This window comes from Ancylobacter polymorphus, assembly GCF_022836935.1.
GTDB classification, from domain to species: domain Bacteria; phylum Pseudomonadota; class Alphaproteobacteria; order Rhizobiales; family Xanthobacteraceae; genus Ancylobacter; species Ancylobacter polymorphus_A.
Window position 1 is genome coordinate 1,936,318 of record NZ_CP083239.1, and the last position, 21,581, is coordinate 1,957,898.

18 protein-coding genes and 1 other RNA gene are annotated in these 21,581 nt (G+C 68.7%); 8 read left to right on the top strand and 11 right to left on the bottom strand.

Annotation, left to right across the window (positions count from 1 at the left end; genetic code table 11):
* Nucleotides 1-2: 2 nt before the first annotated feature.
* The 4 genes from K9D25_RS09080 to K9D25_RS09095 all read right to left on the bottom strand — a co-directional run bounded on the left by K9D25_RS09080 (nt 3) and on the right by K9D25_RS09095 (nt 4,379).
* Nucleotides 3-566 carry a cytochrome b/b6 domain-containing protein gene (locus K9D25_RS09080; RefSeq protein WP_244450525.1) on the bottom strand — a complete coding sequence of 188 codons (564 nt, stop codon included), beginning with the start codon at nt 564-566 and terminating at the stop codon, nt 3-5.
* Nucleotides 566-838 carry a PepSY domain-containing protein gene (locus K9D25_RS09085; protein WP_244450526.1) on the bottom strand — a complete coding sequence of 91 codons (273 nt, stop codon included), beginning with the start codon at nt 836-838 and terminating at the stop codon, nt 566-568. Before K9D25_RS09085 ends, K9D25_RS09080 begins: the two co-directional genes overlap by 1 nt.
* A 125-nt stretch (nt 839-963) precedes the next feature.
* Nucleotides 964-3,339 (bottom strand): phosphoketolase family protein, encoded by a 2,376-nt coding sequence (locus tag K9D25_RS09090; RefSeq protein ID WP_244450527.1) that lies wholly within the window; start codon nt 3,337-3,339, stop codon nt 964-966.
* Nucleotides 3,340-3,395: 56 nt separating this feature from the next.
* Nucleotides 3,396-4,379: a zinc-dependent alcohol dehydrogenase family protein gene (locus K9D25_RS09095; RefSeq protein ID WP_244450828.1), complete on the bottom strand. Its 984-nt coding sequence runs from the start codon at nt 4,377-4,379 to the stop codon at nt 3,396-3,398.
* A gap of 196 nt (nt 4,380-4,575) precedes the next feature.
* Here K9D25_RS09095 and K9D25_RS09100 point away from each other — a divergent pair, with 196 nt between their 5' ends.
* The 3 genes from K9D25_RS09100 to K9D25_RS09110 are packed head-to-tail and all read left to right on the top strand — an operon-like array spanning nt 4,576 to nt 9,487.
* On the top strand, nt 4,576-5,628 hold the full coding sequence (locus K9D25_RS09100) for an HlyD family secretion protein (protein ID WP_244450528.1): 1,053 nt from the start codon (nt 4,576-4,578) through the stop codon (nt 5,626-5,628).
* A complete protein-coding gene (gene rbbA / locus K9D25_RS09105; RefSeq protein WP_244450529.1) occupies nt 5,625-8,345 on the top strand; it encodes a ribosome-associated ATPase/putative transporter RbbA in 2,721 nt (906 codons plus the stop codon). The genes K9D25_RS09100 and rbbA overlap by 4 nt, the downstream gene beginning before the upstream one ends.
* Nucleotides 8,346-8,347: 2 nt before the next feature.
* Nucleotides 8,348-9,487, top strand: coding sequence for an ABC transporter permease (locus tag K9D25_RS09110; RefSeq protein WP_244450530.1), 1,140 nt, complete (start codon nt 8,348-8,350; stop codon nt 9,485-9,487).
* Nucleotides 9,488-9,514: 27 nt separating this feature from the next.
* On the opposite strand, the gene K9D25_RS09115 is transcribed toward K9D25_RS09110, so the two are convergent.
* The 3 genes from K9D25_RS09115 to K9D25_RS09125 form a co-directional block, all read right to left on the bottom strand.
* Nucleotides 9,515-10,081, bottom strand: a complete 567-nt coding sequence (locus K9D25_RS09115) for a TetR/AcrR family transcriptional regulator (RefSeq protein ID WP_244450531.1) — start codon at nt 10,079-10,081, stop codon at nt 9,515-9,517.
* A gap of 141 nt (nt 10,082-10,222) precedes the next feature.
* Complete coding sequence (locus K9D25_RS09120) at nt 10,223-11,398, bottom strand: acyltransferase family protein (protein WP_244450532.1); 1,176 nt, start codon at nt 11,396-11,398, stop codon at nt 10,223-10,225.
* Nucleotides 11,399-11,594: 196 nt separating this feature from the next.
* Nucleotides 11,595-11,996, bottom strand: coding sequence for a GFA family protein (locus tag K9D25_RS09125; RefSeq protein WP_244450533.1), 402 nt, complete (start codon nt 11,994-11,996; stop codon nt 11,595-11,597).
* 162 nt (nt 11,997-12,158) lie between these two features.
* Between K9D25_RS09125 and K9D25_RS09130 the strand changes: the two genes are divergently transcribed.
* On the top strand, nt 12,159-12,521 hold the full coding sequence (locus K9D25_RS09130) for a hypothetical protein (protein WP_244450534.1): 363 nt from the start codon (nt 12,159-12,161) through the stop codon (nt 12,519-12,521).
* Between the two features lie 88 nt (nt 12,522-12,609).
* Here the strand turns inward: K9D25_RS09130 and pyk are convergent, their stop codons facing one another.
* Complete coding sequence (gene pyk, locus K9D25_RS09135; protein ID WP_244450535.1) at nt 12,610-14,157, bottom strand: pyruvate kinase; 1,548 nt, start codon at nt 14,155-14,157, stop codon at nt 12,610-12,612.
* Between the two features lie 449 nt (nt 14,158-14,606).
* On the opposite strand from pyk, the gene K9D25_RS09140 reads away from it, so the two are divergent.
* The 4 genes from K9D25_RS09140 (at nt 14,607) to K9D25_RS09155 (ending at nt 19,516) form a co-directional block, all read left to right on the top strand.
* Entirely contained in the window at nt 14,607-15,773 is a 1,167-nt protein-coding gene (locus tag K9D25_RS09140; protein WP_244450536.1) for a Re/Si-specific NAD(P)(+) transhydrogenase subunit alpha, read from the top strand.
* 381 nt (nt 15,774-16,154) lie between these two features.
* Nucleotides 16,155-16,595, top strand: a complete 441-nt coding sequence (locus tag K9D25_RS09145; protein ID WP_244450829.1) for a proton-translocating transhydrogenase family protein — start codon at nt 16,155-16,157, stop codon at nt 16,593-16,595.
* An 8-nt stretch (nt 16,596-16,603) separates the two neighbouring features.
* Nucleotides 16,604-18,007, top strand: a complete 1,404-nt coding sequence (locus K9D25_RS09150) for an NAD(P)(+) transhydrogenase (Re/Si-specific) subunit beta (RefSeq protein ID WP_244450537.1) — start codon at nt 16,604-16,606, stop codon at nt 18,005-18,007.
* 222 nt (nt 18,008-18,229) lie between these two features.
* Entirely contained in the window at nt 18,230-19,516 is a 1,287-nt protein-coding gene (locus K9D25_RS09155; RefSeq protein ID WP_279613803.1) for an extensin family protein, read from the top strand.
* A 12-nt stretch (nt 19,517-19,528) separates the two neighbouring features.
* On the opposite strand, the gene dapB is transcribed toward K9D25_RS09155, so the two are convergent.
* The 3 genes from dapB to K9D25_RS09170 form a co-directional block, all read right to left on the bottom strand.
* Nucleotides 19,529-20,338: a 4-hydroxy-tetrahydrodipicolinate reductase gene (gene dapB / locus K9D25_RS09160; RefSeq protein ID WP_244450539.1), complete on the bottom strand. Its 810-nt coding sequence runs from the start codon at nt 20,336-20,338 to the stop codon at nt 19,529-19,531.
* An 81-nt stretch (nt 20,339-20,419) separates the two neighbouring features.
* Nucleotides 20,420-20,798: RNase P RNA component class A (gene rnpB / locus K9D25_RS09165), an RNA gene on the bottom strand.
* Nucleotides 20,799-20,906: 108 nt separating this feature from the next.
* Nucleotides 20,907-21,425, bottom strand: coding sequence for a lytic transglycosylase domain-containing protein (locus K9D25_RS09170; RefSeq protein WP_244450540.1), 519 nt, complete (start codon nt 21,423-21,425; stop codon nt 20,907-20,909).
* Nucleotides 21,426-21,581 lie beyond the last annotated feature (156 nt).

The following is a 21,581-nucleotide window of genomic DNA, read 5'->3' on the forward strand; positions in this document are numbered from 1 at the left end:
GCTCACCGCCTTTTCCAGCCCGTCACCATCGACCATACGAGGTTCTCGCGGTGGCGCCAGCTCTCGAACAGCGCCGCCGCCGCGTGCAGCAGGGCAAGCACCAGTATGGCATTGGCGAGGCCCTCGTGAAGCTCCTCCAGCCAGTCCTCGCCCCAGAAGGCGTCGAGCGTCGTCATCCAGCCGGTGAGGCAGACGGCGGCGAGCAGCGCCATCAGCGCCAGCATCATCACCGCGCCGGCCGGGTTGTGGCCGAGCATGCGCGGCTCCTCGCCGCGCAAGAGGGCGCGCACATAGGCGATGAGCCGGGAGGGCGTCGGTACGAAGTCGGCAAAGCGGGCGTGCCGCGTGCCGATGAAGCCCCAGACGAGGCGGATGGTGAGCGCGGCGGCGACGGCATAGCCGACGATTTCATGCGGCAGCTCGCCATCTTCCAGAACGAACAGGTTGAGGACGCAGCCGGCGACGACCGTCCAGTGGAACAGGCGCACGACCGGATCCCACACCCGGACGTTCGCGCCCGCGGCCGACGGCGGGACGCCGCCGGCTTGAGCGACCCTGTCGGTCATCAGTCGATCTCGGCCTTGACGACGGCGCCGGTCACCGGGTTGAAATAGACTTCGGCCTTCTTGTTGTCCTTGGTGTAGCCATAGATTTCGTAGCAGGAGCCCGAGACCTTGAAGGTCTTGATCTTCTGATATCCCATCTCGGCCACCTTGGCCTTCATGGCGTCCTCGCTCATCCACTTGTCCTTGGCTTCCGTCGTGCAGACCGGGCCGGCGAAAGCGGCGGCGGGAGCAAGGACGGAGACGGCAACGAGGCCGGCAATGATCTTCTTCATGATGCTTTCCTGATCCTGTGATCGCCGTCAGCGGCGACACCCGGAACGTAGCGGCAGGAGGCTGTCCGCTACCTGTCAAAGCCTCATGTCGAGCCTTGCCGGCCCCCTTTCATTGCCGGCTCAGTTCACTTGCCCCCGGACCATTTCCACTCGCGCACTTCCGGCATGTCGAGGCCGTGGGCGCGGATATAGCGGGCATGCTCGGTCAGCTTGTCGCGGATCGCCTGCCGGACATGGGTGTTGGTCTTGAGCTGCGGCACCCGGTCGAGCACGTCGGCGACGAGGTGGAAGCGGTCGAGCCGGTTGCGCACCACCATGTCGAAGGGCGTGGTGGTGGAACCTTCCTCGACATAGCCGCGCACATGCATGTTGTCGTGGTTGGTGCGGCGATAGGCGAGGCGGTGGATGAGCCAGGGATAGCCGTGATAGGCGAAGATCACCGGCTTGTCGGTGGTGAACAGCGCGTCGAAATCCGTCTCCGACAGCCCGTGCGGGTGCTCGGATTGCGGCTGCAGCGTCATCAGGTCGACCACATTGACCACGCGCACCTTGAGGTCCGGGAAGAAGCCGCGCAGCAGGTCGGCGGCGGCCAGCGTCTCCAGCGTGGGCACGTCGCCGGCGCAGGCCAGCACCACATCCGGGTCGACGCCGCCATCGGTGGAGGCCCATTCCCACATGCCGATGCCCTTGGCGCAGTGCTTGATGGCGCTGTCCATGTCGAGCCATTGCGGCGCGGGCTGCTTGCCGGCGACGATGACATTGACCCGGTTCCACGAGCGCAGGCAGTGGTCGGTGACATAGAGCAGCGTGTTGGCGTCCGGCGGCAGGTAGACGCGCACGATCTCCGCCTTCTTGTTTACGACATGGTCGATGAAGCCGGGGTCCTGGTGGCTGAAGCCATTATGGTCCTGCCGCCAGACATGCGAGGTGAGCAGATAGTTGAGCGAGGCGATGGGCCGGCGCCATTCCACCTCGGAGGCGGATTTCAGCCATTTGGCGTGCTGGTTGAACATCGAATCGACGATGTGGATGAACGCCTCGTAGCAGGAGAACAGCCCGTGCCGGCCGGTGAGCAGATAGCCCTCCAGCCAGCCCTGGCACATATGCTCGGAGAGCATTTCCATCACCCGCCCGTCGCGGGCGAGATGGTCGTCATAGGACAGCGTCTCCGCGTCCCAGGCGCGGTTGGTCACCTCGAACAGCGCCTGCAGCCGGTTGGAGGCGGTCTCGTCCGGGCCGAAGACGCGGAAATTCTTCGACGCCGCATTGTCCTTCATCACGTCGCGCAGGAAGGCGCCCATGATGGCGGTGGATTCCAGCTCCTTCTCGCCGGGATGGGCGACCTCCGCCGCATAGGCGGTGAAATCCGGCAGGCGCAGCGGCCGGCGCAGCGCGCCGCCATTGGCGTGCGGGTTGGCGCTCATGCGCTTCACGCCCTCGGGCGCCAGCGAGGCGATCTCGGGCTTGAGCGTCCCCGCCGCGTCGAACAGCTCTTCCGGCTTGTAGCTCTTCATCCAGTCTTCGAGCAGGGTCAGGTGCTCGGGCTTCGACATGTCGGAGAACGGCACCTGATGCGAGCGCCAGAAGCCCTCCGCCTTCTTGCCGTCCACCGTCTTCGGCCCGGTCCAGCCCTTGGGGCTGCGCAGGATGATCATCGGCCAGCGCGGGCGGTCGGTGTCGCCGCGGGTGCGCGCCGCATCCTGGATCGCGCGGATCTTGCCATGCGCCTCGTTCAGCGCCGCCGCCATCGCCTGGTGCATCGGCTCGGGGTCTTCGCCCTCGACGAAGATCGGGTCGTAGCCATAGCCCTCGAACAGGCTTTTCAGCTCCTCATGCGGGATGCGGGCGAGCACGGTCGGGTTGGCGATCTTGTAGCCGTTGAGGTGCAGGATCGGCAGCACCGCGCCGTCGCTGGCGGGGTTGAGGAACTTGTTGCCGTGCCAGGAGGTGGCGAGCGGCCCGGTCTCGGCCTCGCCGTCGCCGACGACGCAGGCGACGATCAGGTCCGGGTTGTCCAGCACCGCGCCATAGGCGTGGGAGAGCGAATAGCCGAGCTCGCCGCCTTCATGGATCGAGCCGGGGGTTTCCGGCGCCGCGTGGCTGGGAATGCCGCCGGGGAAGGAGAACTGCCGGAACAGCCGGCACAGCCCGGCCTCGTCCTGCGAGACATCGGGGTAGAGCTCGCTATAGGTGCCTTCCAGATAGGTCGCCGCCACCACGCCGGGCGCGCCATGGCCGGGGCCGGCGATGAACAGCACCTCCGCGCCGGTGTCGCGGATCAGCCGGTTGAGATGGACATAGAGGAAGTTCAGCCCCGGCGTCGTGCCCCAATGGCCGAGCAGGCGCGGCTTCACATGTTCCAGCGTCAGCTTCTCGCGCAGCAGCGGGTTGGCGAGCAGGTAGATCTGCCCGACGGAGAGATAGTTCGCCGCCCGCCACCAGGCGTTCATGCGGTTGAGAAGGTCCGGCGCGAGAGTCTCCGTCGCCTGCTGCGATGCCATTGCTCTGTCCTCTGCGTGGGTTGCCGTTGGGTGAGATAGGGCGCGGGCCTGCCGGGTCACGGGACCAGCACCGCCGCCCCCTGAAATTGGCCCGCGCGCAGATCGGCGAGGGCGTCATTGGCCTGTTCCAGCCGGTAGACATGGGTGGTCGCCCGCACCCCGGCCCGCGGGGCGAGGGCGAGGAATTCGTGCGCGTCGTCACGGGTCAGGTTGGCGACGGACAGCACCTGCCGCTCTTCCCACAAGAGCGAATAGGGAAATTGCGGGATGTCGCTCATATGGATGCCGCCGCACACCACCCGACCGCCTTTGCGCACCGCGCGCAGGGCGAGCGGCACCAGCGCGCCGACGGGGGCGAAGATCAGCGCGGCGTCGAGCGGCACCGGCGGCGCCTCGCCCGAGCTTCCCGCCCAGCGCGCGCCGAGCGAGAGGGCGAGCTGTTGCGCGCCCTCGTCGCCGGCGCGGGTAAAGGCATAGACCTCGCGCCCCTGCCAGCGGCAGAGCTGGGCGATGAGATGGGCGGCGGCGCCGAAGCCGTAGAGCCCGACGCGCTGGGCCTCCCCCGCCAGTTTCAGCGTGCGCCAGCCGATCAACCCGGCGCACATCAGCGGCGCGGCGGCGACGGGATCGTCGAAGCCGATGAGCGGAAAGCAGAAGGCGGCATCGGCGACGATATGCGAGGCGAAGCCGCCGTCGCGGGTGTAGCCGGTGAAGGCGGGGGCGTCGCACAGATTCTCGCGCTGGCTGGCGCAATAGGGGCAGTGGCCGCAGCTATGGCCGAGCCACGGGATTCTGACGCGGGTGCCGAGCGCGGGCACCTCGACCCCTTCGCCCTGCGCCTCGACAATGCCGACCACCTCATGGCCGGGGATGATGGGCAGCGGGCCGGGCGGCAGATCGCCATCGACGACGTGAAGATCGGTACGGCACACGGCGCAGGCTTCCACCCGCACCCGGATTTCCCCGGGGCCGGGCGCCGGCAGCGCGCGTTGTTCGAAACGCAGCGCCTCGCCAGTGGCGTGGAGGACCATGGCCTTCATCAAGGGGACCTCAGGGGTGATGGCGCCGGCATCCAACAGGCTCATGGCCGTCCCTTCGTTGATCGTGGTCAAGACGCGGGTGCAAATGACGGCTACTCATGCGCTACTGTTCGTGGACACTGTTTCGCGAGCAACTGGCGGATGCGGCCCGGCGCCCCATCCTCTTGATGAGCGGCTGCAATCCTAGGGAGCCACGATGGCAGGTCAGCGACGGTTCCAGGCTTTCTCTCTCGCGCTCGTGCTCGCGGCCGCCCTCGCCGCGCCGGCAGCGGCCCAGGAGACGGGTTCCGGCACGGCCTCGCCCACCGGTCTCGCGGCGCGCCTGCAGGGGCTGATCGGCAAGCTCACCGGCAACCGGCTGCCGGAGGGCATCGTCTCCACCAATGGGCGGATCGAGGCGGAGCAGGTGCTGGTCGCCGCCAAGCTCGCCGGCCGCGTGCTCACCGTGCTGGTGGAAGAGGGCCAGACGGTGGAGACCGGGCAGGTCGTCGCCCGCATGGACACGTCCGAGCTGGAAGCCCAGCTCGCCGGCGCGCAGGCGCAGGTGCGCCGGGCGGAAAAGGCCATTGCCGAGGCGGAAGCCGCCATCGCCCAGCGCGAGAGCGAGCGCACGCTGGCGCAGCAGGAACATGAGCGCGCCTCCAAGCTGAAGGAGAGCGGCTTCGGCACCGCCCAGTCGCTCGACTTGCGCCAGAGCCAGCTCAATGTCGCGCTGGCCGCGCTCAAGGCGGCCCATGCCTCGCTGGACGAGGCGGACGCCGCCGCCGATGCCGCGCGGGCGGAGGTGGCGCGGGTGCAGTCGCTGATCGACGATTCCACCTTGCGGGCGCCCCGGCGCGGCCGGGTCGAATACCGGCTGGTGCAGTCGGGCGAGGTGGTCGCCGCCGGTGCGCCCATCGTCACCCTGCTCGACCTGTCGGATGTCTACATGACCGTGTTCGTGCCGGCGCGCGTCGCCGGGCGGCTGGCCATGGGCGACGAGGCGCGGATCATTCTCGATCCCGCGCCGGATTATGTCGTGCCGGCCAAGGTGAGCTTCGTCGCCACCGGCGCGCAGTTCACGCCGAAGGCGGTGGAGACGGCGGATGAGCGGGAAAAGCTGATGTTCCGCGTCAAGCTGCGCATCGCGCCGGAGCTGCTGCGGCAATATGAGGACCGGGTGAAGGCCGGGGTGCGCGGCCTCGCCTATGTCCGCACCGATCCGGCGACGCCGTGGCCGGATAGGCTCGCGGTCAAGCTGCCGCAATGAGCGGGGATGCGGGCACGCCCGTCCTCGCGCTTGCCGGCGTCACCCATCGCTATGGCAAGACGCTGGCGCTGGACGGGGTGGACCTCGCCGTGCCGGCCGGCTGCATGGCTGGGCTGATCGGGCCGGACGGGGTGGGCAAATCGACCCTGCTCGGCCTCGCCGCAGGCGTCACCCGCCTGCAGGAGGGCCGCGTATCCGTGCTCGGCGGCGACATGGCGGCGCGCGACTGGCGCCGGCAGGCGGGCGGGCGCATCGCCTTCATGCCGCAGGGGCTGGGGCGCAATCTCTACCCGACCCTGTCCATCGCCGAGAATCTGGATTTCTTCGGCCGGCTGTTCGGCCAGGGCGCGGCGGAGCGTGCCGAGCGTATCGCCGAACTGCTCGCCGCCACCGGCCTCGCCCCCTTCGCCGCGCGCCCGGCCGGCAAGCTCTCCGGCGGCATGAAGCAGAAGCTCGGCATCTGTGCCGCGCTGATCCACGACCCCGATCTCGTCATTCTCGACGAGCCCACCACCGGCATCGACCCGCTGTCGCGCCGGCAGTTCTGGGAATTGATGGCGCGGCTGCGCGAGCGCCGCCCGTCGATGAGCGTCATTGTCGCCACCGCCTATATGGAGGAGGCGGAGCGCTTCGACTGGCTGGCGGCGATGAATGCCGGGCGGGTGCTCGCCACCGGGACGCCGGCCGAGATCCGCGCGCAGGCGGGGGAGGCGACGCTGGAGCGCGCCTTCGTCGCCCTGCTGCCGCAAGCCGAGCGGGCGCAGGACGGCCCGCTGCCGGACCTGCCGCGCGTCGTCCATGACGGCGAGCCGGCGATCGAGGCCAACGGGCTCACCCGCCGCTTCGGCGATTTCGTCGCCGTCGACCATGTGAATTTCCGCATCGAGCGCGGCGAGATCTTCGGCTTTCTCGGCTCCAACGGCTCGGGCAAGTCGACGACGATGAAGATGCTCACCGGCCTTCTGCCCGCCAGCGAGGGCGAGGCCAAGCTGTTCGGCGCCCCGCTCGCCGGCGGCGACATGGAAACGCGCAAGCGCGTCGGCTACATGTCGCAGGCCTTCTCGCTCTATGGCGAACTCACCGCGCGGCAGAATCTCGTGCTGCACGCCGAGCTGTTCGAGATCGCCGACCGCGAGGCGCGCGTCGCCGAGATGGAGCGGCGCTTCGACCTCGCCGACGTCGCCGATATGCGGCCCGAAAGCCTGCCGCTCGGCATCCGCCAGCGGCTGCAGCTCGCCGTGGCGGTGATCCATCGCCCGGAAATCCTCATCCTCGACGAGCCGACCTCCGGCGTCGATCCGGTGGCCCGCGACGGCTTCTGGCGCACGCTGATCGAGTTGTCGCGGCAGGACGGGGTGACGATCTTCCTCTCCACCCATTTCATGAACGAGGCCGAGCGCTGCGACCGCATCTCGCTGATGCATGCCGGCCGGGTGCTGGCGGTCGGCACGCCGGAGGCGCTGAAGCGCGAGCGTGGCATGGCGACGCTGGAAGAGGTGTTCATCACCGTGCTGGAAGAGGCCGGCATGGGGCGCGACGCCGGCGCAGTGGAGCTGAAGGAACGCCCGGCGACGCTGGCGCCGGTGAAGCGCTTCGACGCCGGCCGGCTCTGGGCCTATGCGCGGCGCGAGGCGCTGGAAATCGTGCGCGACCCCGCCCGCCTCGCCTTCGCGCTCATCGGCCCGATCCTGCTCCTGTTCACCTTCGGCTACGGCATCTCCTTCGATGTCGAGAAGCTGCCCTATGCCGCCTTCGACCAGGACCGCAGCGCCCAGAGCCGGCAGGTGCTGGAGAGCTTCGAGGGCTCGCGCTATTTCGAGACCCATGCGCCCATATCCTCGATCGAGGAGCTGGAAACGCGGATCAAAAGCGGGGAGCTCAAGCTCGCCATCGAAATCCCCCCGAATTTCGGCCGCGACCTGCTGCGCGAGCGCACGCCTGAAATCGGCGTCTGGCTCGACGGCTCCATGCCGTTCCGCGCCGAGACCACACGCGGCTATGTCCAGGGCATCGCCCAGAGCTATCTCACGGATGCGCAGGAGCGCAGCACGGGCAAGGCCAGCCCGTCCGCCGCCTTCACCCTGGAGCCGCGCTACCGCTACAATCAGGCGTTCAAGAGCGTGAACGCCATGGTGCCGAACGTCATCATGCTGATGCTGGTGCTGATCCCCGCCATCATGAGCGCGCTCGGCGTGGTGAAGGAGAAGGAAACCGGCTCCATCACCAATTTCCAGTCGACCCCGGTAACGCGGTTCGAATTCCTGCTCGGCAAGCAATTGCCCTATGTCGCCATCGCCTTTGTCAGCTTCCTCACCATGGTTGTGGCGGCGTGGCTGGTGTTCGCCGTGCCGGTGAAGGGCTCCTTCGCCACGCTGGCCTTCGGCTCGCTGGTCTATGTATTCTCCACCACCGCCTTCGGCCTGCTGGTATCGAGCTTCGTCAGCAGCCAGGTGGCGGCGATCTTCGCCACCGCCATCGTCGCCATCATTCCGGCGGTGAATTTCTCCGGCCTGCTGGTGCCGGTCTCCTCGCTGTCGGGCGGGGCGCGGCTGATGGGGCTGGCCTTTCCCTCGGCCTGGTATCAGCAGGTGAGCGTCGGCACCTTCACCAAGGCGCTCGGCTTCGGCGCGCTGTGGCACGACATCGCCATGGTGTTCGTGCTCGCGCTTGTCTTCATCGCCGGCGCCATGCTGGCGCTTCGCAAGCAGGGGGCGTGAGCATGTTCGCCCGCCTTGCCCGCATCTGGCGCCTCGGCATCAAGGAACTCTACAGCCTCAAGGCCGACCCGGTGCTGGCGGGGCTGATCCTCTATACCTTTACCGTCGCGGTCTACACCGTCTCGGCCGGCGCCAAGTTCGAGGTGGAGAACGCCGCGGTGGCGGTGGTGGACGAGGACCAGAGCGCGCTGTCGCGCCAGCTGCGCGACGCGCTGCTGCAGCCTTTCTTCAAGCCGCCCGTCGTCATCACCGCCGATGAGGTCGATGCGGCGATGGATTCCGGGCGCTATGTCTTCGTACTCACCATCCCACCGAAATTCGAGCACGACCTTATCGCCGGCCGCGACCCCGCCTTGCAGCTCGACATCGACGCGACCGCCATGTCGCAGGCGGGCAATGGCGCCGCCTATATCCAGAACATCATGACGCAGGAAGTGGCCGCCGCGCTCGCCGCCCGCTCGGCCGTCGCCTCCTCCACGGGCGAGGCGCCGGTGAGCGTGGTGATCCGGCCGAAATTCAACGCCAACCTCACCTCCGCCTGGTTCACGGCGGTGATGCAGGTCATCAACAACGTCACCATGCTCGCCGTCATCCTCTCCGGCGCGGCGCTGATCCGCGAGCGCGAGCACGGCACGATCGAGCATCTGCTGGTCATGCCGGTGACGCCGATCGAGATCATGCTGGCGAAGATCTGGGCCAATGGCCTCGTCATCGTGGTGGCGGCGACGCTGTCGCTGCTCATCGTGGTCGAGCGGCTGCTCAACGTGCCGGTGCAGGGCTCGGTGACGCTGTTCGTCGCCTCCATGCTGGTCTACCAGTTCTCGGTGACGGCGCTCGGCATCTTGGTGGCGACGGTGTCGACCTCCATGGCGCAGTTCGGCCTCATCGTCATGCCGATCCTCATCGTCATGAACCTCTTGTCGGGCTCGACCACGCCGATGGAGAGCATGCCGGTCTGGCTGCAGAATGTGATGCAGCTCTCGCCCTCCACCCATTTCGTCGCGCTGTCGCAGGCGGTGCTTTATCGCGGCGCCGGGCTGGCGGTGATCTGGCCGAATCTGCTCGCGCTCGCCGCCATCGGCGCCGCCTTTTTCGGCCTCGCCGTGCTGCGCTTCCGCAAGGCATTGCAGGCGGCGGGGTAGAGCAATCGCGCCTTCGGCGTGCGGGTTTTAAGCGCCGAACTTTGCCCGCAGCGTCTCGCGCATGGCGGCGAGAATCTCGGCGGAAAGCGCCGGGTCGCCCTCGGCCACGCCGCGCGCCAGGGTCAGTGCGCCGATCATGCCGCAAAGCACTGCCAGCGCCTGCCGCCGCCGCTCTTCGGGCGTGGCCTCCGTCATGTGCCGCTCCAGCGCGGCGAGAAAGCCTTCCAGCCCTTCCGCATAGCTCTTCTGCAGCTCGGGCGACTGGCGCGCGACCTCGGCGCCGAGCGCGGAAAGGGCGCAGCCGCGCGCCGGGGCGTCGCGATGCGCCGGGGTGAGGTAGCGGTCGAGCAGCGCGGTCAGATCCGCAGAGTGCCGCCAACTCTCGATGCCTTCCGCGCAGGCTTCGCGGCAGGCCTGGTCGGCAAGGTCGGCCTTGGAACGGAAATGGCCATAGAAGGCGCCATGGGTCAGGCCGCTCGCCTGCATGATCTCGGCGACGCCGACATCCTTGATGCCGCGTTCGCGGAACAGGCGCGAGGCGGTTTCCAGAATCGCCCTTCTGTGCTCGGCGACCTTGGCTTTCGTGACCCGCAACGCGGCTCTCCTTGACCCCCCGAGGGGGTGGGCTGGGGTGGCCGAAACAGCGCGGCCGGAACTGTTTAAGACCACGAAAAGACCGGCGAGGAAACAACAGCTTGCGCCGTTATGGAGGGAAAGCGGCGACCTGTCGCGGCGTCAGCCCGGCGCGGGGCGGCGTCGCAGCCGGGCGCGCAGCGTCCGCAGCCCGGCCAGCACCGGCCGTTCCACCGCCACGAGGAACAGCGTCGCCAGAGCGAGCGCGGCGAGGAAGGTCGCCGCGAACAGCCCGGCCAGCGCCGCCGGCTCCAGCGGGCCGAAGCGGGCATAGAAAGCGCAGGCTGGCGCGACGATGAGCGGCACATGCACGAGATAGAGCGGGAAGGAGAGTGCGCCGAGACGCTGCAAGGGCGCGCTCTCGAACAGGCGCCGCACCGGCGGGGTGATGAGCAGCGCCACCAGCACCATCACCGCGCCGATCTGCCGGGGCCCGTCGACGCCGAGAAAGGATTGCAGCAGGGGAATGAGGCCGCCCTCACTGGAATGGCCGGGATAGGTGGCGCCGAGCACGAGGCCGAGCAGGCCGAGGAGCGCGCCGCCCCGCTTATGGTCGCGCAGGAGGTGTCGGAACTCATAGACCAGCGCGCCGCCGCAAAAGGCGGCGAGCGAAAACTGCCCCAGCACGGCGAGGACCAGCGCCCCTAGCGCCATGGCGGGCGGGCGCGCCCGGCCGGGCAGCAGCGCATAGGAGCCATAGATCAGCACCGAGCCGAAGAACTCCGCTTGCATGGTCCAGAGCGGGTTGTTGAACCGCGTCGTGCCGGTGAGAAACACGCCGATGCCGCCTTCCCACAGCGCCTGATCGAAGGGCGGGATCGGCGGCTGATAGGTCCAGCGGAACCAGCGGCTGCCGGTCATCGCCTGCACCTCGCGCGCCGCCTCGGGAAAGCCGTTCAGCCACGCCCAGGCAAGCGCCGAGGAGACGAGGGCGGGCAGGGCGAGCCTGAGATAGCGCAGGCCGATGAGCGCGGGCGCCTCGCGCGCGCTGCGCGGCGCCGAGGCGGCGAGCACGAAGCCGGACAGCACGAAGAACAGGGCGACGGCGAAATGCCCGTTCCACAGCACCGCCAGCGGCGTGTCCCACGGGCCGAAGCCGGTGCGACCCCAATCGGTGAAGGGCGCCGGGGTGAAGGCGTAGAAGAAATGGAACGCCACCACCGAACAGGCGGCGACCCCGCGCAGCCCGTCGAGGCAGAGCACCCTTTGCGAGGGAACTACGGCGGGGGCGGCGGGCGTGGCGACGGTGGGCGCGACGAGGGCAGGGCGCGGCGGCATGGGGGCGGGCGGTCCGGTAGGGGGGCGATAAGGCCGCCCTAAGATACCGGCAGAGCCGGCCGGGTGGCGAGCCCCCATGGGGCGCCGCTCGGGGTGGAGCAGTATTTCGGCATCGGCGGCGGTTCGCCGGCCGCGTCGTCGCCCGTGCGGCCGTTCGCGCCCGGCCCGGCCGAGGCCCGCTTCGTCCGTGCCCGGCTCAGTCCTCCGGCGTCGGCTGGTCCTTCGCGTGCTGCTCCGCGCCCTGCTGCGGCGCCAGCCAGTTCTCGCGGCGGATGGTCCACAGTTCATAGGACGGCACCAGCGCGGAGGGCGGCGCGTCCAGCGTGCCGAGCTTGACCTCGATCTCGTCCGAGCCCTCTTCCCAGCAGAACAGCTGCGAGCCGCAGCGCGGGCAGAAGCGCTCCCCGCCGGCCCGCGCCTGCCAGCAGGCGAGCTCGCCCGACAGCGTCACGCGGGCGCGCGGCCAGATGGCGAAGAAGGAAAAGGCCGAGCCGGACTGTTTGCGGCAGGTGGCGCAATGGCACAGCCCGGTGCGCAGCGGCGCGCCGTCGATTTCATAGCGCACCTCCCCGCAATTGCAGCCGCCGGTCAGGATCATGGTCGGTCTCCGTGGGGTTGGGGTTGCGCGCTATCGTAGACCGGGCAACGACGCACGCCACCTCCGGTTCCGGCAGGGTGCGAGCATGGCGTGTGGCCACGCCGTTGTCCGCCCCCGCCCTGTGTGCCACGCTAACCTATGGCTTCCTTTGAATTCCGATCCGTGCGGGAGGATGGCCGCGACGTTCATCTGCGCGACATTCTCCACCTCTTGCAGCCGCGTGGCGACCTTGCCGCGTGGGAGCTGGATCATGGCGAGGAGGGGGAATTCTGGGCGACGGCCATACGCGGCCACGACATCGACTGGGCGCAGGCGATCGCCGGAACCGGCCAGCGCCTCTCAGGCGCGGCCTTGCGCGCCCGCGCGGACACCCTTCTCCAGGTCATCACCGGGGAGTTCCGCGCCTTTGAGGGCGCGGCGGCGGCGCCATGGCTGAGCGTAATCGCCTTCGACAGTTCGTTCTACGCGATCGAAACCGAGGACGAGGCGGTGCTCGCCCTCGCCCGGCAGCATTTCATCTGGTAGCGCCGGGCTGAGCCCGTCCTGCCGGCCACGAAAAAGGCCCGCCTCGCGGCGGGCCTCTCGGTCGTTGGGGTGTGCGCGGTGCCGCGCGTCACTCCGCCTTCGGCTCCACCGGGGCGGAGCGCAGCACGGCGTCGTCCGCCTTCATCGCCGCGGCGCGCGGGCGCATGGAATCGCCGCTCTCTTCCGGGCGGGGGGTGCGGTGCGCCATCGTCTTGTCGATGGTGACGAGCCGCAGCACATTGGTGGTGCCGGGGGTGGCGAAGGGCACGCCGGCGGTGATGGCGATGAGGTCGCCTTCCGTCGCGAAGCCGTGGTCCACCGTCACCTGCGTCGCCTTGGCCGCCATCTCGCCGAAGGTGTGGATCTCCTCCGGCGCATGCACGACATGCACGCCATAGGACATCACCAGCCGGCGGGCGGTGGAGAGCTGGCTGGCGATTCCGATGATCGGGATGCGTGGGCGCTCGCGCGCCGCGTGCAGCGTGGTGGTGCCGGAGAGCGTATAGGTGCAGATCGCCGCCGCATTGGTCGACAGCGCCGCGTGATAGGCGGCCTGCGTCACCGCATCGGCCACCGAATGGCCCTGCTCCGGGCGCTGCGATTCGATGATGGCGCGGTAGCCGGGGTCGCGCTCCACCTGCTTGATGATCTGGTCCATCATCGCCACGGCTTCCACCGGGTACTGGCCGGCGGCGCTCTCGGCCGAGAGCATCACCGCGTCGGCGCCGTCATAGACGGCGGTGGCGACGTCGGAGACCTCGGCGCGGGTCGGCACGGGCGCGCTGATCATGGATTCCAGCATCTGCGTCGCCACGATCACCGGCTTGCCGAGGCGGCGGGATTCGCGGATCACGCGCTTCTGCAGCGCCGGGATTTCCGGCAGCGACAGCTCGACGCCGAGATCGCCGCGCGCCACCATGATGCTGTCGGACAGCTCGGTGAGGCGGGTGAGGTGCTCGACCGCCAGCGGCTTCTCCAGCTTCAGGTTGATCTGGGCGCGGCCCTGGATCAGTTCCTTGGCCTCGATCACGTCCTCGGGGCGCTGCACGAAGGAGAGCGCGATCCACTCAACGCCGAGGTCGAGGGCGAAGAACAGGTCGGCGCGGTCCTTGTCGGTGAGGGCCGAGACGGGGAGCAGCACGTCGGGGACGTTGAAGCCCTTGTTGTTGGACAGCTTGTTGCCGGCCACCACCTCGGCCTCGATAAAGCCGGCGCCCTTCTTCACCACGCGCACGCGCACCTTGCCGTCGTCGAGCAGCACGGTGGAGCCCTCATTGAGGGCTTCGAGAATTTCCGGATGCGGGATCGAGACGCGGGTCTCGTTGCCCGGCGTCGGGTCGGTGTCGAAGCGGATGGTCGAGCCGGCGGTCAGGTTGATGAAGCCATTCTCGAAGCGGCCGAGGCGCAGCTTCGGGCCCTGCAGGTCGGCGAGCACGCCGATCGGCCGGCGGACTTCCTTCTCAAGTGCGCGCACAGAGGCGAGCACCCTTCCATGGTTTTCCTGCGTGCCGTGGCTGAAATTCAGCCGGAACACGTCGACCCCGGCCTCGTACAGCGCCTTGATCATCTCCGGGCTCGAAGATGCCGGACCCAGCGTCGCCACGATTTTGGTCGCGCGTCCACGCCTGCTAACCATGATATCCTCCGTCGGTGGGCTTGCCGATGCGCAGCACCGGCGAACCCTCATATGAACCAAAAGTCTACTTCTGTCTCTCGGATGTTATCTTGCACCGCAGCGTGTCCCTTTCGCGACGCCGAGGGCGGATCCCATCACAAGAGCGTGCCGGTGCGGCAGGCGCGGCGGCGGCGATCCGGGCTGCATTTCCGCGCCGGAGGCCTGCCGGAATCGTCTTGCTGGCATGCGGAATTCTGTATACCACTATGCGTGTCGCGCATGCGGTCCCACGCGTCTCGACGGCCTCCGTCCCCGGAAATTCTCCGCGCCCCGCCGCGGGTGACATGGGTGGCGGACCCGGCCGGGGGCGCCGGGCCGGCGAGCGGAGCCCCACCGGCCCGTCCCTGGCGACGCATGAAGAAGACGGCCAATGACCTTCTCGGGAGGAAGGCGATCTTGGGAGTGAGGCAGTGCGCATCGCAATTTTGAAGGAAGAAGCGCGGTTCGAGCCGCGCGTGGCGGCCAGTGCCGACACGGTAAAGCGCTATATCGGTCTGGGTGCGGCGGTTTTTGTCGCCTCGGGGGCGGGGTCGGCGTCGGGGATTGGCGACGGGGAGTATGAGGGCGCGGGCGCAACCGTGGTGGCGGATAACGCTGCCGCCGTGGCGGGCGCGGATGTCGTGCTCGCGGTGCGCCGGCCGGAGGCCGCCGCGCTCAAGGGCGCCAACAAGGGCGCGTTGGTCATCGCCATCGCCGACCCGCATGGCCATGAGGCCGCGCTGACCGAGATCGCCGGCACCGGCGTGTCGCTGTTCGCCATGGAGCTGATGCCGCGCATCACCCGCGCGCAGGTGATGGACGTGCTGTCCTCCCAGGCGAACCTTGCCGGCTACCGCGCGGTGATCGACGCCTCCGCCGAGTTCGGCCGGGCCTTCCCGATGATGATGACGGCGGCCGGCACCGTGCCGGCGGCGCGCGTGTTCATCATGGGCGCGGGCGTGGCCGGGCTGCAGGCCATCGCCACGGCGCGGCGCCTCGGCGCGGTGGTCTCGGCCACCGATGTGCGCCCGGCGGCGAAGGAACAGGTCGAGAGCCTCGGCGCCAAGTTCATCGCCGTCGAGGACGAGGAGTTCAAGCAGGCGGAAACCTCCGGCGGCTACGCCAAGGCGATGTCGGCGGAGTACCAGGCCAAGCAGGCGGCGCTGACCGCCAGCCACATCGCCAAGCAGGACATCGTCATCACCACGGCGCTGATCCCCGGCCGCCCGGCGCCCAAGCTGGTGTCGGCCGACATGGTGGCGTCGATGAAGCCGGGCTCGGTCATCATCGACCTCGCGGTGGAGCGCGGCGGCAATGTCGCCGGTGCGGTGCCGGGCGAGGTGGTGACGACCGCCAATGGGGTGAAGATCGTCGGGCATCTGAACGTGCCGGGCCGTCTCGCCGCCACCGCCTCGCAGCTCTACGCCAAGAACCTCTACGCCTTCGTCGAGACGCTGGTGGACAAGGGGTCGAAGGCGCTCAGCGTGAAGTGGGACGACGAGCTGGTGAAGGCGACGCTGCTGACCAAGGACGGGGCGGTGGTGCATCCCGGTTTCGCGCCGGCGCCGGCCGCGGCCGAGGGCGCGTCGGCGGCGTGAGCCGGGCGGGCTGAGGGCCCAGTCCTCCTCCCTCATCCCCGGGCTTGACCCGGGGATCCCACCTGACGCGGCGCGTCGGGAGACGCCTGGGTGCCCGGGTCAATCCCCGGATCAAGTCCGGGGACGGGCATGAGGGCGCGAAGGGGGCGAGGGTCGCGCGGGCTCCGCAGCCGGTCCCGGCTCGGCGCTTGGCGCCGTCCGGGATGACGCGGCGGGGCGGTGTCCGGAACGCTGGTAACGAGATCAAGCCTTAAGGGCGGCCCGGCCGGGGAGATCGGCAGCCGCCTCACAGAACGGGGAATCGAGGAAATGGCCAATCCGGCAGGGGGCGTGATACTCGCCCAGAACGCGCCTGGCGTCTCCGACGCGGCGCAGGGGGCGATGGCGCAGAACGCGGCCGAAGGGGCGCGTATGGCGGCGGAAGTGGCGCGGCAGGCGGCGGAAGCGGCGCAGGCCTATGCCGCGGCGGCGCAGCAGAGCTATGCGGAACTTGCGGGCAATGCGGCGCATGCGCTGACCGGCGGGGCGATCGACCCCTTCGTGTTCCAGCTCGCCATCTTCGTGCTGGCGGTGTTCGTCGGCTATTACGTCGTATGGTCGGTGACCCCGGCGCTGCACACGCCCTTGATGAGCGTCACCAACGCCATCTCTTCGGTGATCGTGGTCGGCGCGCTGCTCGCGGTCGGCGTCGACACGGTGGCGGAAGGCACGGGCTGGGCACGCGGCTTCGGCTTTGTCGGCCTCGTCCTGGCGGCGGTGAACATCTTCGGCGGGTTCCTGGTGACCAGCCGCATGCTCGCCATGTACTCGAAGAAGAAGTGAGCGCTGACATGAACGCCAATCTGGTCGCGCTGCTCTACCTCATCTCCGGTGTGCTGTTCATCCTGGCGCTGCGCGGGCTCTCCAGCCCGGTCACCTCCCGCCAGGGCAACATCTTCGGCATGGTCGGCATGACCATCGCCATTGTGACGACGCTCGGCTCCTCCCCGCCGGCCGGCCCGGGCGGCTGGGCGCTGGTGCTCGGCGGCCTCGCGCTCGGCGGCGGCGCCGGCGCGGTCATCGCCCGCAAGATCGCGATGACGCAGATGCCCCAATTGGTGGCGGCGTTCCACTCGCTGGTCGGCCTTGCCGCCGTGATGGTCGCGGCGGCGGCGCTCTACGCGCCGGCGGCGTTCCATATCGGCGATCCCGGCCATATCCATGCCCAGGCGCTGATCGAGATGAGCCTCGGCGTCGCCATCGGTGCCATCACCTTCACCGGCTCGGTCATCGCCTTCGCCAAGCTCAACGGCAACATGTCGGGCAAGCCGATCCTGCTGCCGGCGCGCCACCTCATCAACGCCGCGCTCGCCGGGCTGATCGTGGTGCTGATCGGCGTGCTGGTGGCGACCGAGAGCCACACCGTGTTCTGGCTGATCGTCATCGCCTCGCTCATTCTCGGCGGGCTGATCATCATCCCGATCGGCGGCGCCGACATGCCGGTCGTGGTGTCGATGCTCAATTCCTATTCCGGCTGGGCGGCGGCGGGCATCGGCTTCACCCTGTCCAACACCGCGCTGATCATCACCGGCGCGCTGGTGGGGTCCTCGGGCGCGATCCTGTCCTACATCATGTGCAAGGGCATGAACCGCTCCTTCATCTCGGTGATCCTGGGCGGCTTCGGCGGCGACAGCGCCACCGGCCCGGCCGGGGCGGTGGAAACGCGCCCGGTGAAGCAGGGCTCGGCCGAGGACGCGGCCTTCATCATGAAGAACGCCTCCAAGGTCATCATCGTGCCGGGCTACGGCATGGCGGTGGCGCAAGCCCAGCACGCGCTGCGCGAGATGGCCGACAAGCTGAAGGAGGAAGGCGTCGAGGTGAAATACGCCATCCATCCCGTGGCGGGCCGCATGCCCGGGCACATGAACGTGCTGCTGGCCGAGGCCAATGTGCCCTATGACGAGGTGTTCGAGCTCGAGGACATCAACTCCGAGTTCGCGCAGGCGGATGTGGCCTTCGTCATCGGCGCCAATGACGTGACCAACCCGGCGGCGAAGACCGACCCGACCTCGGCGATCTACGGCATGCCGATCCTCGACGTGGAGAAGGCCAAGACCGTGCTGTTCATCAAGCGTGGCATGGCGGCGGGCTATGCCGGCGTGGAGAACGAGCTGTTCTTCCGCGACAACACCATGATGCTGTTCGCCGACGCCAAGAAGATGGTCGAGGACGTGGTCAAGAACCTCAACCACTGAGGACGGCAGGGGCGGCCCCGCCGCCCCGCGCCCGGTGGGGGAGAGAGCGGAGCGGATGAGGGGCCGCGAAGCGGATCGGTCTCCATCGGTCTCATCGTCCACCTCACCGCACTCATCGTCCACGCCAAGAACACACGCAAAGGCCCGCCCCCCGGCGGGCCTTTTTGCCATGGGGGCAGGGGGCTTAACCCGCTGTCAACCAAGACGGGTTACCGTCTTCCCATGACGCGCGGCGTATCCTGGTTTTTCGTAGCCCCGCTCGTCCTTCTGGGGCTTTCGGGTTGCAAGTTCGGGCTGTTCGATCAGCGCGAACCCTGGCGCACGGAAGCTGAAGAAAGGTGTTTGGCGGAGGGCCGCGTGAAGCCCTCCGCCTTCATCGTTCAGGACCGCGCCATCAACGGCGCCGGCACCTGCGGCATGGACCATGCCTTCCGCATCACGGCTTTTTCCGAAGGATCTGTTGAGGTTAGCCCGCGTGCGACGCTGGCCTGCCCGATGACCTCGGCCGTCGACCAATGGGTGACGCAAGATGTTCAGCCCGCCGCCATGGCCTGGTTCGGGCAGCCCGTGGTCAAGATCAAGCAGATGTCGTCCTATTCCTGCCGGCGCATGAACGGGGCGACGACGGGCAAGATTTCCGAACATGCTTTCGGCAACGGGCTCGACATCGGCGGCTTCGTTCTGGCCGACGGGCGCGAGATTTCGGTGCGCAAGGACTGGAAGGGCAGCGCCGATGCGCGCGGCTTCCTGCGCACCGTGCAGGCGGATGCGTGCGAGCGGTTCACCGTCGTGCTGGCGCCCGGCTCGAACATCTATCACTACGATCACATCCACATCGACCTGATGCGCCGCGCCTCCGGCTCCACCACCTGTAAACCCTTGGCGCAGCGTCCGATTCCGCCGCGCTTGCCGGTGTATAAAGCGCCCGCCTACAAGGCGCCGCCCTATGGCGCGTCCTGGCAGACGGGCCCGATGTCGTCCGTGCCGGGCGCGGCTCAGCCAGCGGAAGACTATGGCCCGGCGGGCGACGAGCAGGAGGGTTATGACGAGGCAGCTGCCCCCGCGCCGCTCGCGCCTGCGCCTTTGGCCCCCGTCCGCCCGGCCGCCGCCCGCGCCGCCCCCGCTCCCGCTCCCGCCTATCCGCCCGCGCAGGCCTACCAGGCGCCGAGCCGTGCCCCCGCCGGGAGTGTCGGGGCGCCAATGGTGCTGACCCCTCCGGCCGTAAACCCTTATGAGAACGGGGGATATGCGGCCGACCCCTATCCGGCGCCCGCTCCGGCCTATCCCGCGCAAAGCTACCCGGCGCCCCGCGCGCCCGCGCCGACTCCGGCCGCACCGGCTTCAACGCGTCCTCCCGGCCTGCTGCCCCCCGGCAGCATCCCGCTGGCGAAATGGCTGGGGCTCGACACCACACCGACGGGCGCGACGGGGAATGCACGTTCTTTCACCACCCAGCGGGAGTTTGCCAGTCCGATCCTCGCCCCGGAAGCCAAGGTGGGGACAGACTGAGGCGCCGCTCGCTCAATCAAGCAGCGTGTCGAGGCCACGCTTGACCCCCACCCAGCCCTGTACCTTGCGGGCGGCGAGCAGCGTACCCGCGACATAGGGCGCGGCAGACGAGCCGGCATCGTGGCGGATGGTGAGCCGCTCGTCCGGCGCGCCGAAGACCGCTTCCACCCCCAGCACGAAGGAGGGCAGGCGCAGCGCGTGCACCCGCACCTCGCGCGGGCCCTCGCCGAAGGCGCCGCCGCGCGTTTCCGGCACGCCGACCACCTCGGCTATGGGGCGCGAGGTCGCCGGCTGACGCACGCCCGCCAGCGCTTCGGCGAGTTCGCGGCCTGTGCCGGAAGGGGCGTCCGGCTTGCCGGCCGAGGCGTAGTCGATGAGTTCGACATCGGCGACGTACTTTGCCGCCTCCAGCGTGAACCGCTTGAGCAGGGTTGCGGTGATGGAAAAATTGCCGGCCGCCAGCAGCCCTTTCTCGTGTGCCTTGGCCACCTCGTCGAGTTCGGCGTAGTCGGCAGCACCGAGCCCCGACGTTCCGATCACGACGCAAAGGCCGGCCTCCAAAGCGGCGCGGGCATTGGCTTTCACCACGCCGGGCTTGGTGTAGTCGATCAGCACATCGGCGGGAACGGTGAGGGCTTCCGCGACGCTGGCGAAGACCGGAACGCCGGTCGCGGCCCGACCGAGTGCGGTGCCGAGGTCGGCGCCAGCATGGGAGCGGGCGACGCCGGCGACGAGGTCGAGATCGGGCGCGGCGGCGATCGCGGGCGTGAGCGCGCGCCCGACCCAGCCGGTGGCCCCGGCGAGAATGATGCGGATCGCCATAGGGTGAGCTCCTTCACGGTTGACGGCAGCCAAGCCGTAGCAAGACGTGAGCCCGGCGCCAATGGCGCGGGGGGAAGAGTGGGTGCCAGCCGGCCTATAAGCCGGGTTTTGTATGGCGGGATTTCTCCCACGTGACGGCCATTCCTCTGGGACGCCAATTGCTTGGCGCCTCGAGCAGTCAACCCGGGCGGCTGTCCGAAGACGGGACCTGAAGCGTAGCTTCGTGCCACCCCTATACGACTTTGCTCCCGGTGGGGTTTGCCGTGCCGCCTCCGTTGCCGGACGCGCGGTGCGCTCTTACCGCACCGTTTCACCCTTACCCCGGGCGAACCCGTGGCGGTCTGATTTCTGTGGCACTTTCCCTAGGGTCGCCCCCGCCGGACGTTATCCGGCACCGTGTCTCCGTGGAGCCCGGACTTTCCTCGGCATCTTGCGATGACGCGGCCGTCCGGCCGGCTGGCGATCTGCACATGCGGGAGCGCGGCGCTGGCGTCAAGTGCGCGGGGGAAGAAGAGACAATCGGCGCCGCCCCGCCCACAGGGCAAACCCTGCATACGGGGCGTTGGCGTCAGTTGGAAGCCATGATGGTGCGTGCCTTGGAGCAGTAGCTGCGTGCGGTCGATGACATGCGCTTGGCGCCGTGGCCGCCTTGATAGCGCATCACGGTGCCGCAGGTGTCGCCGCCCGCGAGACGATAGGCGCCGGCGAGGTAGCGCATGCCCCAGCGGATATTGGTCGCGGGCTCGTAGAGTTTCGCGCGGGAGCCCTTGTAGCCCATGCCGCGCGCCGTCTGGTGCTTGATCTGCATGAGACCGACCTCACCGGCGCGCCCGGTGGTCTGGACCTTCCAGTTGCTCTCGATGCGCACCACGGCGCGGGCGAGGGCGACGGGGATGCCGTTGGCGCGCGCCTCACGGTCGACGAGCGCGGTCAGGTTAGCTCTGGAGGATGAGAGGTTTATCTCGGAAGAATCACGGGGAGACGGCACCGGGCGCTCGAAAATCGATTTCGCATCCACGATGTTCGGTAGGAGTGGAATGAAGAGTGAGGAGACGAGCAGAGCAGAGAAGAGGCGGGAAACGTTCATCAGACGGTTAAAGCCTTTCGATCCGGTTTTGGCAGCCGGGGAAAAGCCAAGACAATCAGGTATGAATGTGACCTATGCCGCACAAGATCGGTCGCATTGCCGACAAGCGACGGCCGCAACCCCCCGGCAGTACCGCGCAATGTGGTGCCATCGCAG

Excerpts from the sequence above, each read along its gene's own strand:
- K9D25_RS09095 (WP_244450828.1), bottom strand. The coding sequence starts at position 4,379 with ATGAAGGCCATGGTCCTCCACGCCACTGGCGAGGCGCTGCGTTTCGAA.
- K9D25_RS09080 (WP_244450525.1), bottom strand. The coding sequence starts at position 566 with ATGACCGACAGGGTCGCTCAAGCCGGCGGCGTCCCGCCGTCGGCCGCG.
- K9D25_RS09120 (WP_244450532.1), bottom strand. The coding sequence starts at position 11,398 with ATGCCGCCGCGCCCTGCCCTCGTCGCGCCCACCGTCGCCACGCCCGCC.
- dapB (WP_244450539.1), bottom strand. The coding sequence starts at position 20,338 with ATGGCGATCCGCATCATTCTCGCCGGGGCCACCGGCTGGGTCGGGCGC.
- K9D25_RS09090 (WP_244450527.1), bottom strand. The coding sequence starts at position 3,339 with ATGGCATCGCAGCAGGCGACGGAGACTCTCGCGCCGGACCTTCTCAAC.
- K9D25_RS09110 (WP_244450530.1), top strand. The coding sequence starts at position 8,348 with ATGTTCGCCCGCCTTGCCCGCATCTGGCGCCTCGGCATCAAGGAACTC.
- K9D25_RS09145 (WP_244450829.1), top strand. The coding sequence starts at position 16,155 with ATGGCGCAGAACGCGGCCGAAGGGGCGCGTATGGCGGCGGAAGTGGCG.
- K9D25_RS09100 (WP_244450528.1), top strand. The coding sequence starts at position 4,576 with ATGGCAGGTCAGCGACGGTTCCAGGCTTTCTCTCTCGCGCTCGTGCTC.
- K9D25_RS09150 (WP_244450537.1), top strand. The coding sequence starts at position 16,604 with ATGAACGCCAATCTGGTCGCGCTGCTCTACCTCATCTCCGGTGTGCTG.
- K9D25_RS09085 (WP_244450526.1), bottom strand. The coding sequence starts at position 838 with ATGAAGAAGATCATTGCCGGCCTCGTTGCCGTCTCCGTCCTTGCTCCC.
- pyk (WP_244450535.1), bottom strand. The coding sequence starts at position 14,157 with ATGGTTAGCAGGCGTGGACGCGCGACCAAAATCGTGGCGACGCTGGGT.
- rbbA (WP_244450529.1), top strand. The coding sequence starts at position 5,625 with ATGAGCGGGGATGCGGGCACGCCCGTCCTCGCGCTTGCCGGCGTCACC.
- K9D25_RS09155 (WP_279613803.1), top strand. The coding sequence starts at position 18,230 with ATGACGCGCGGCGTATCCTGGTTTTTCGTAGCCCCGCTCGTCCTTCTG.
- K9D25_RS09125 (WP_244450533.1), bottom strand. The coding sequence starts at position 11,996 with ATGATCCTGACCGGCGGCTGCAATTGCGGGGAGGTGCGCTATGAAATC.
- K9D25_RS09170 (WP_244450540.1), bottom strand. The coding sequence starts at position 21,425 with ATGAACGTTTCCCGCCTCTTCTCTGCTCTGCTCGTCTCCTCACTCTTC.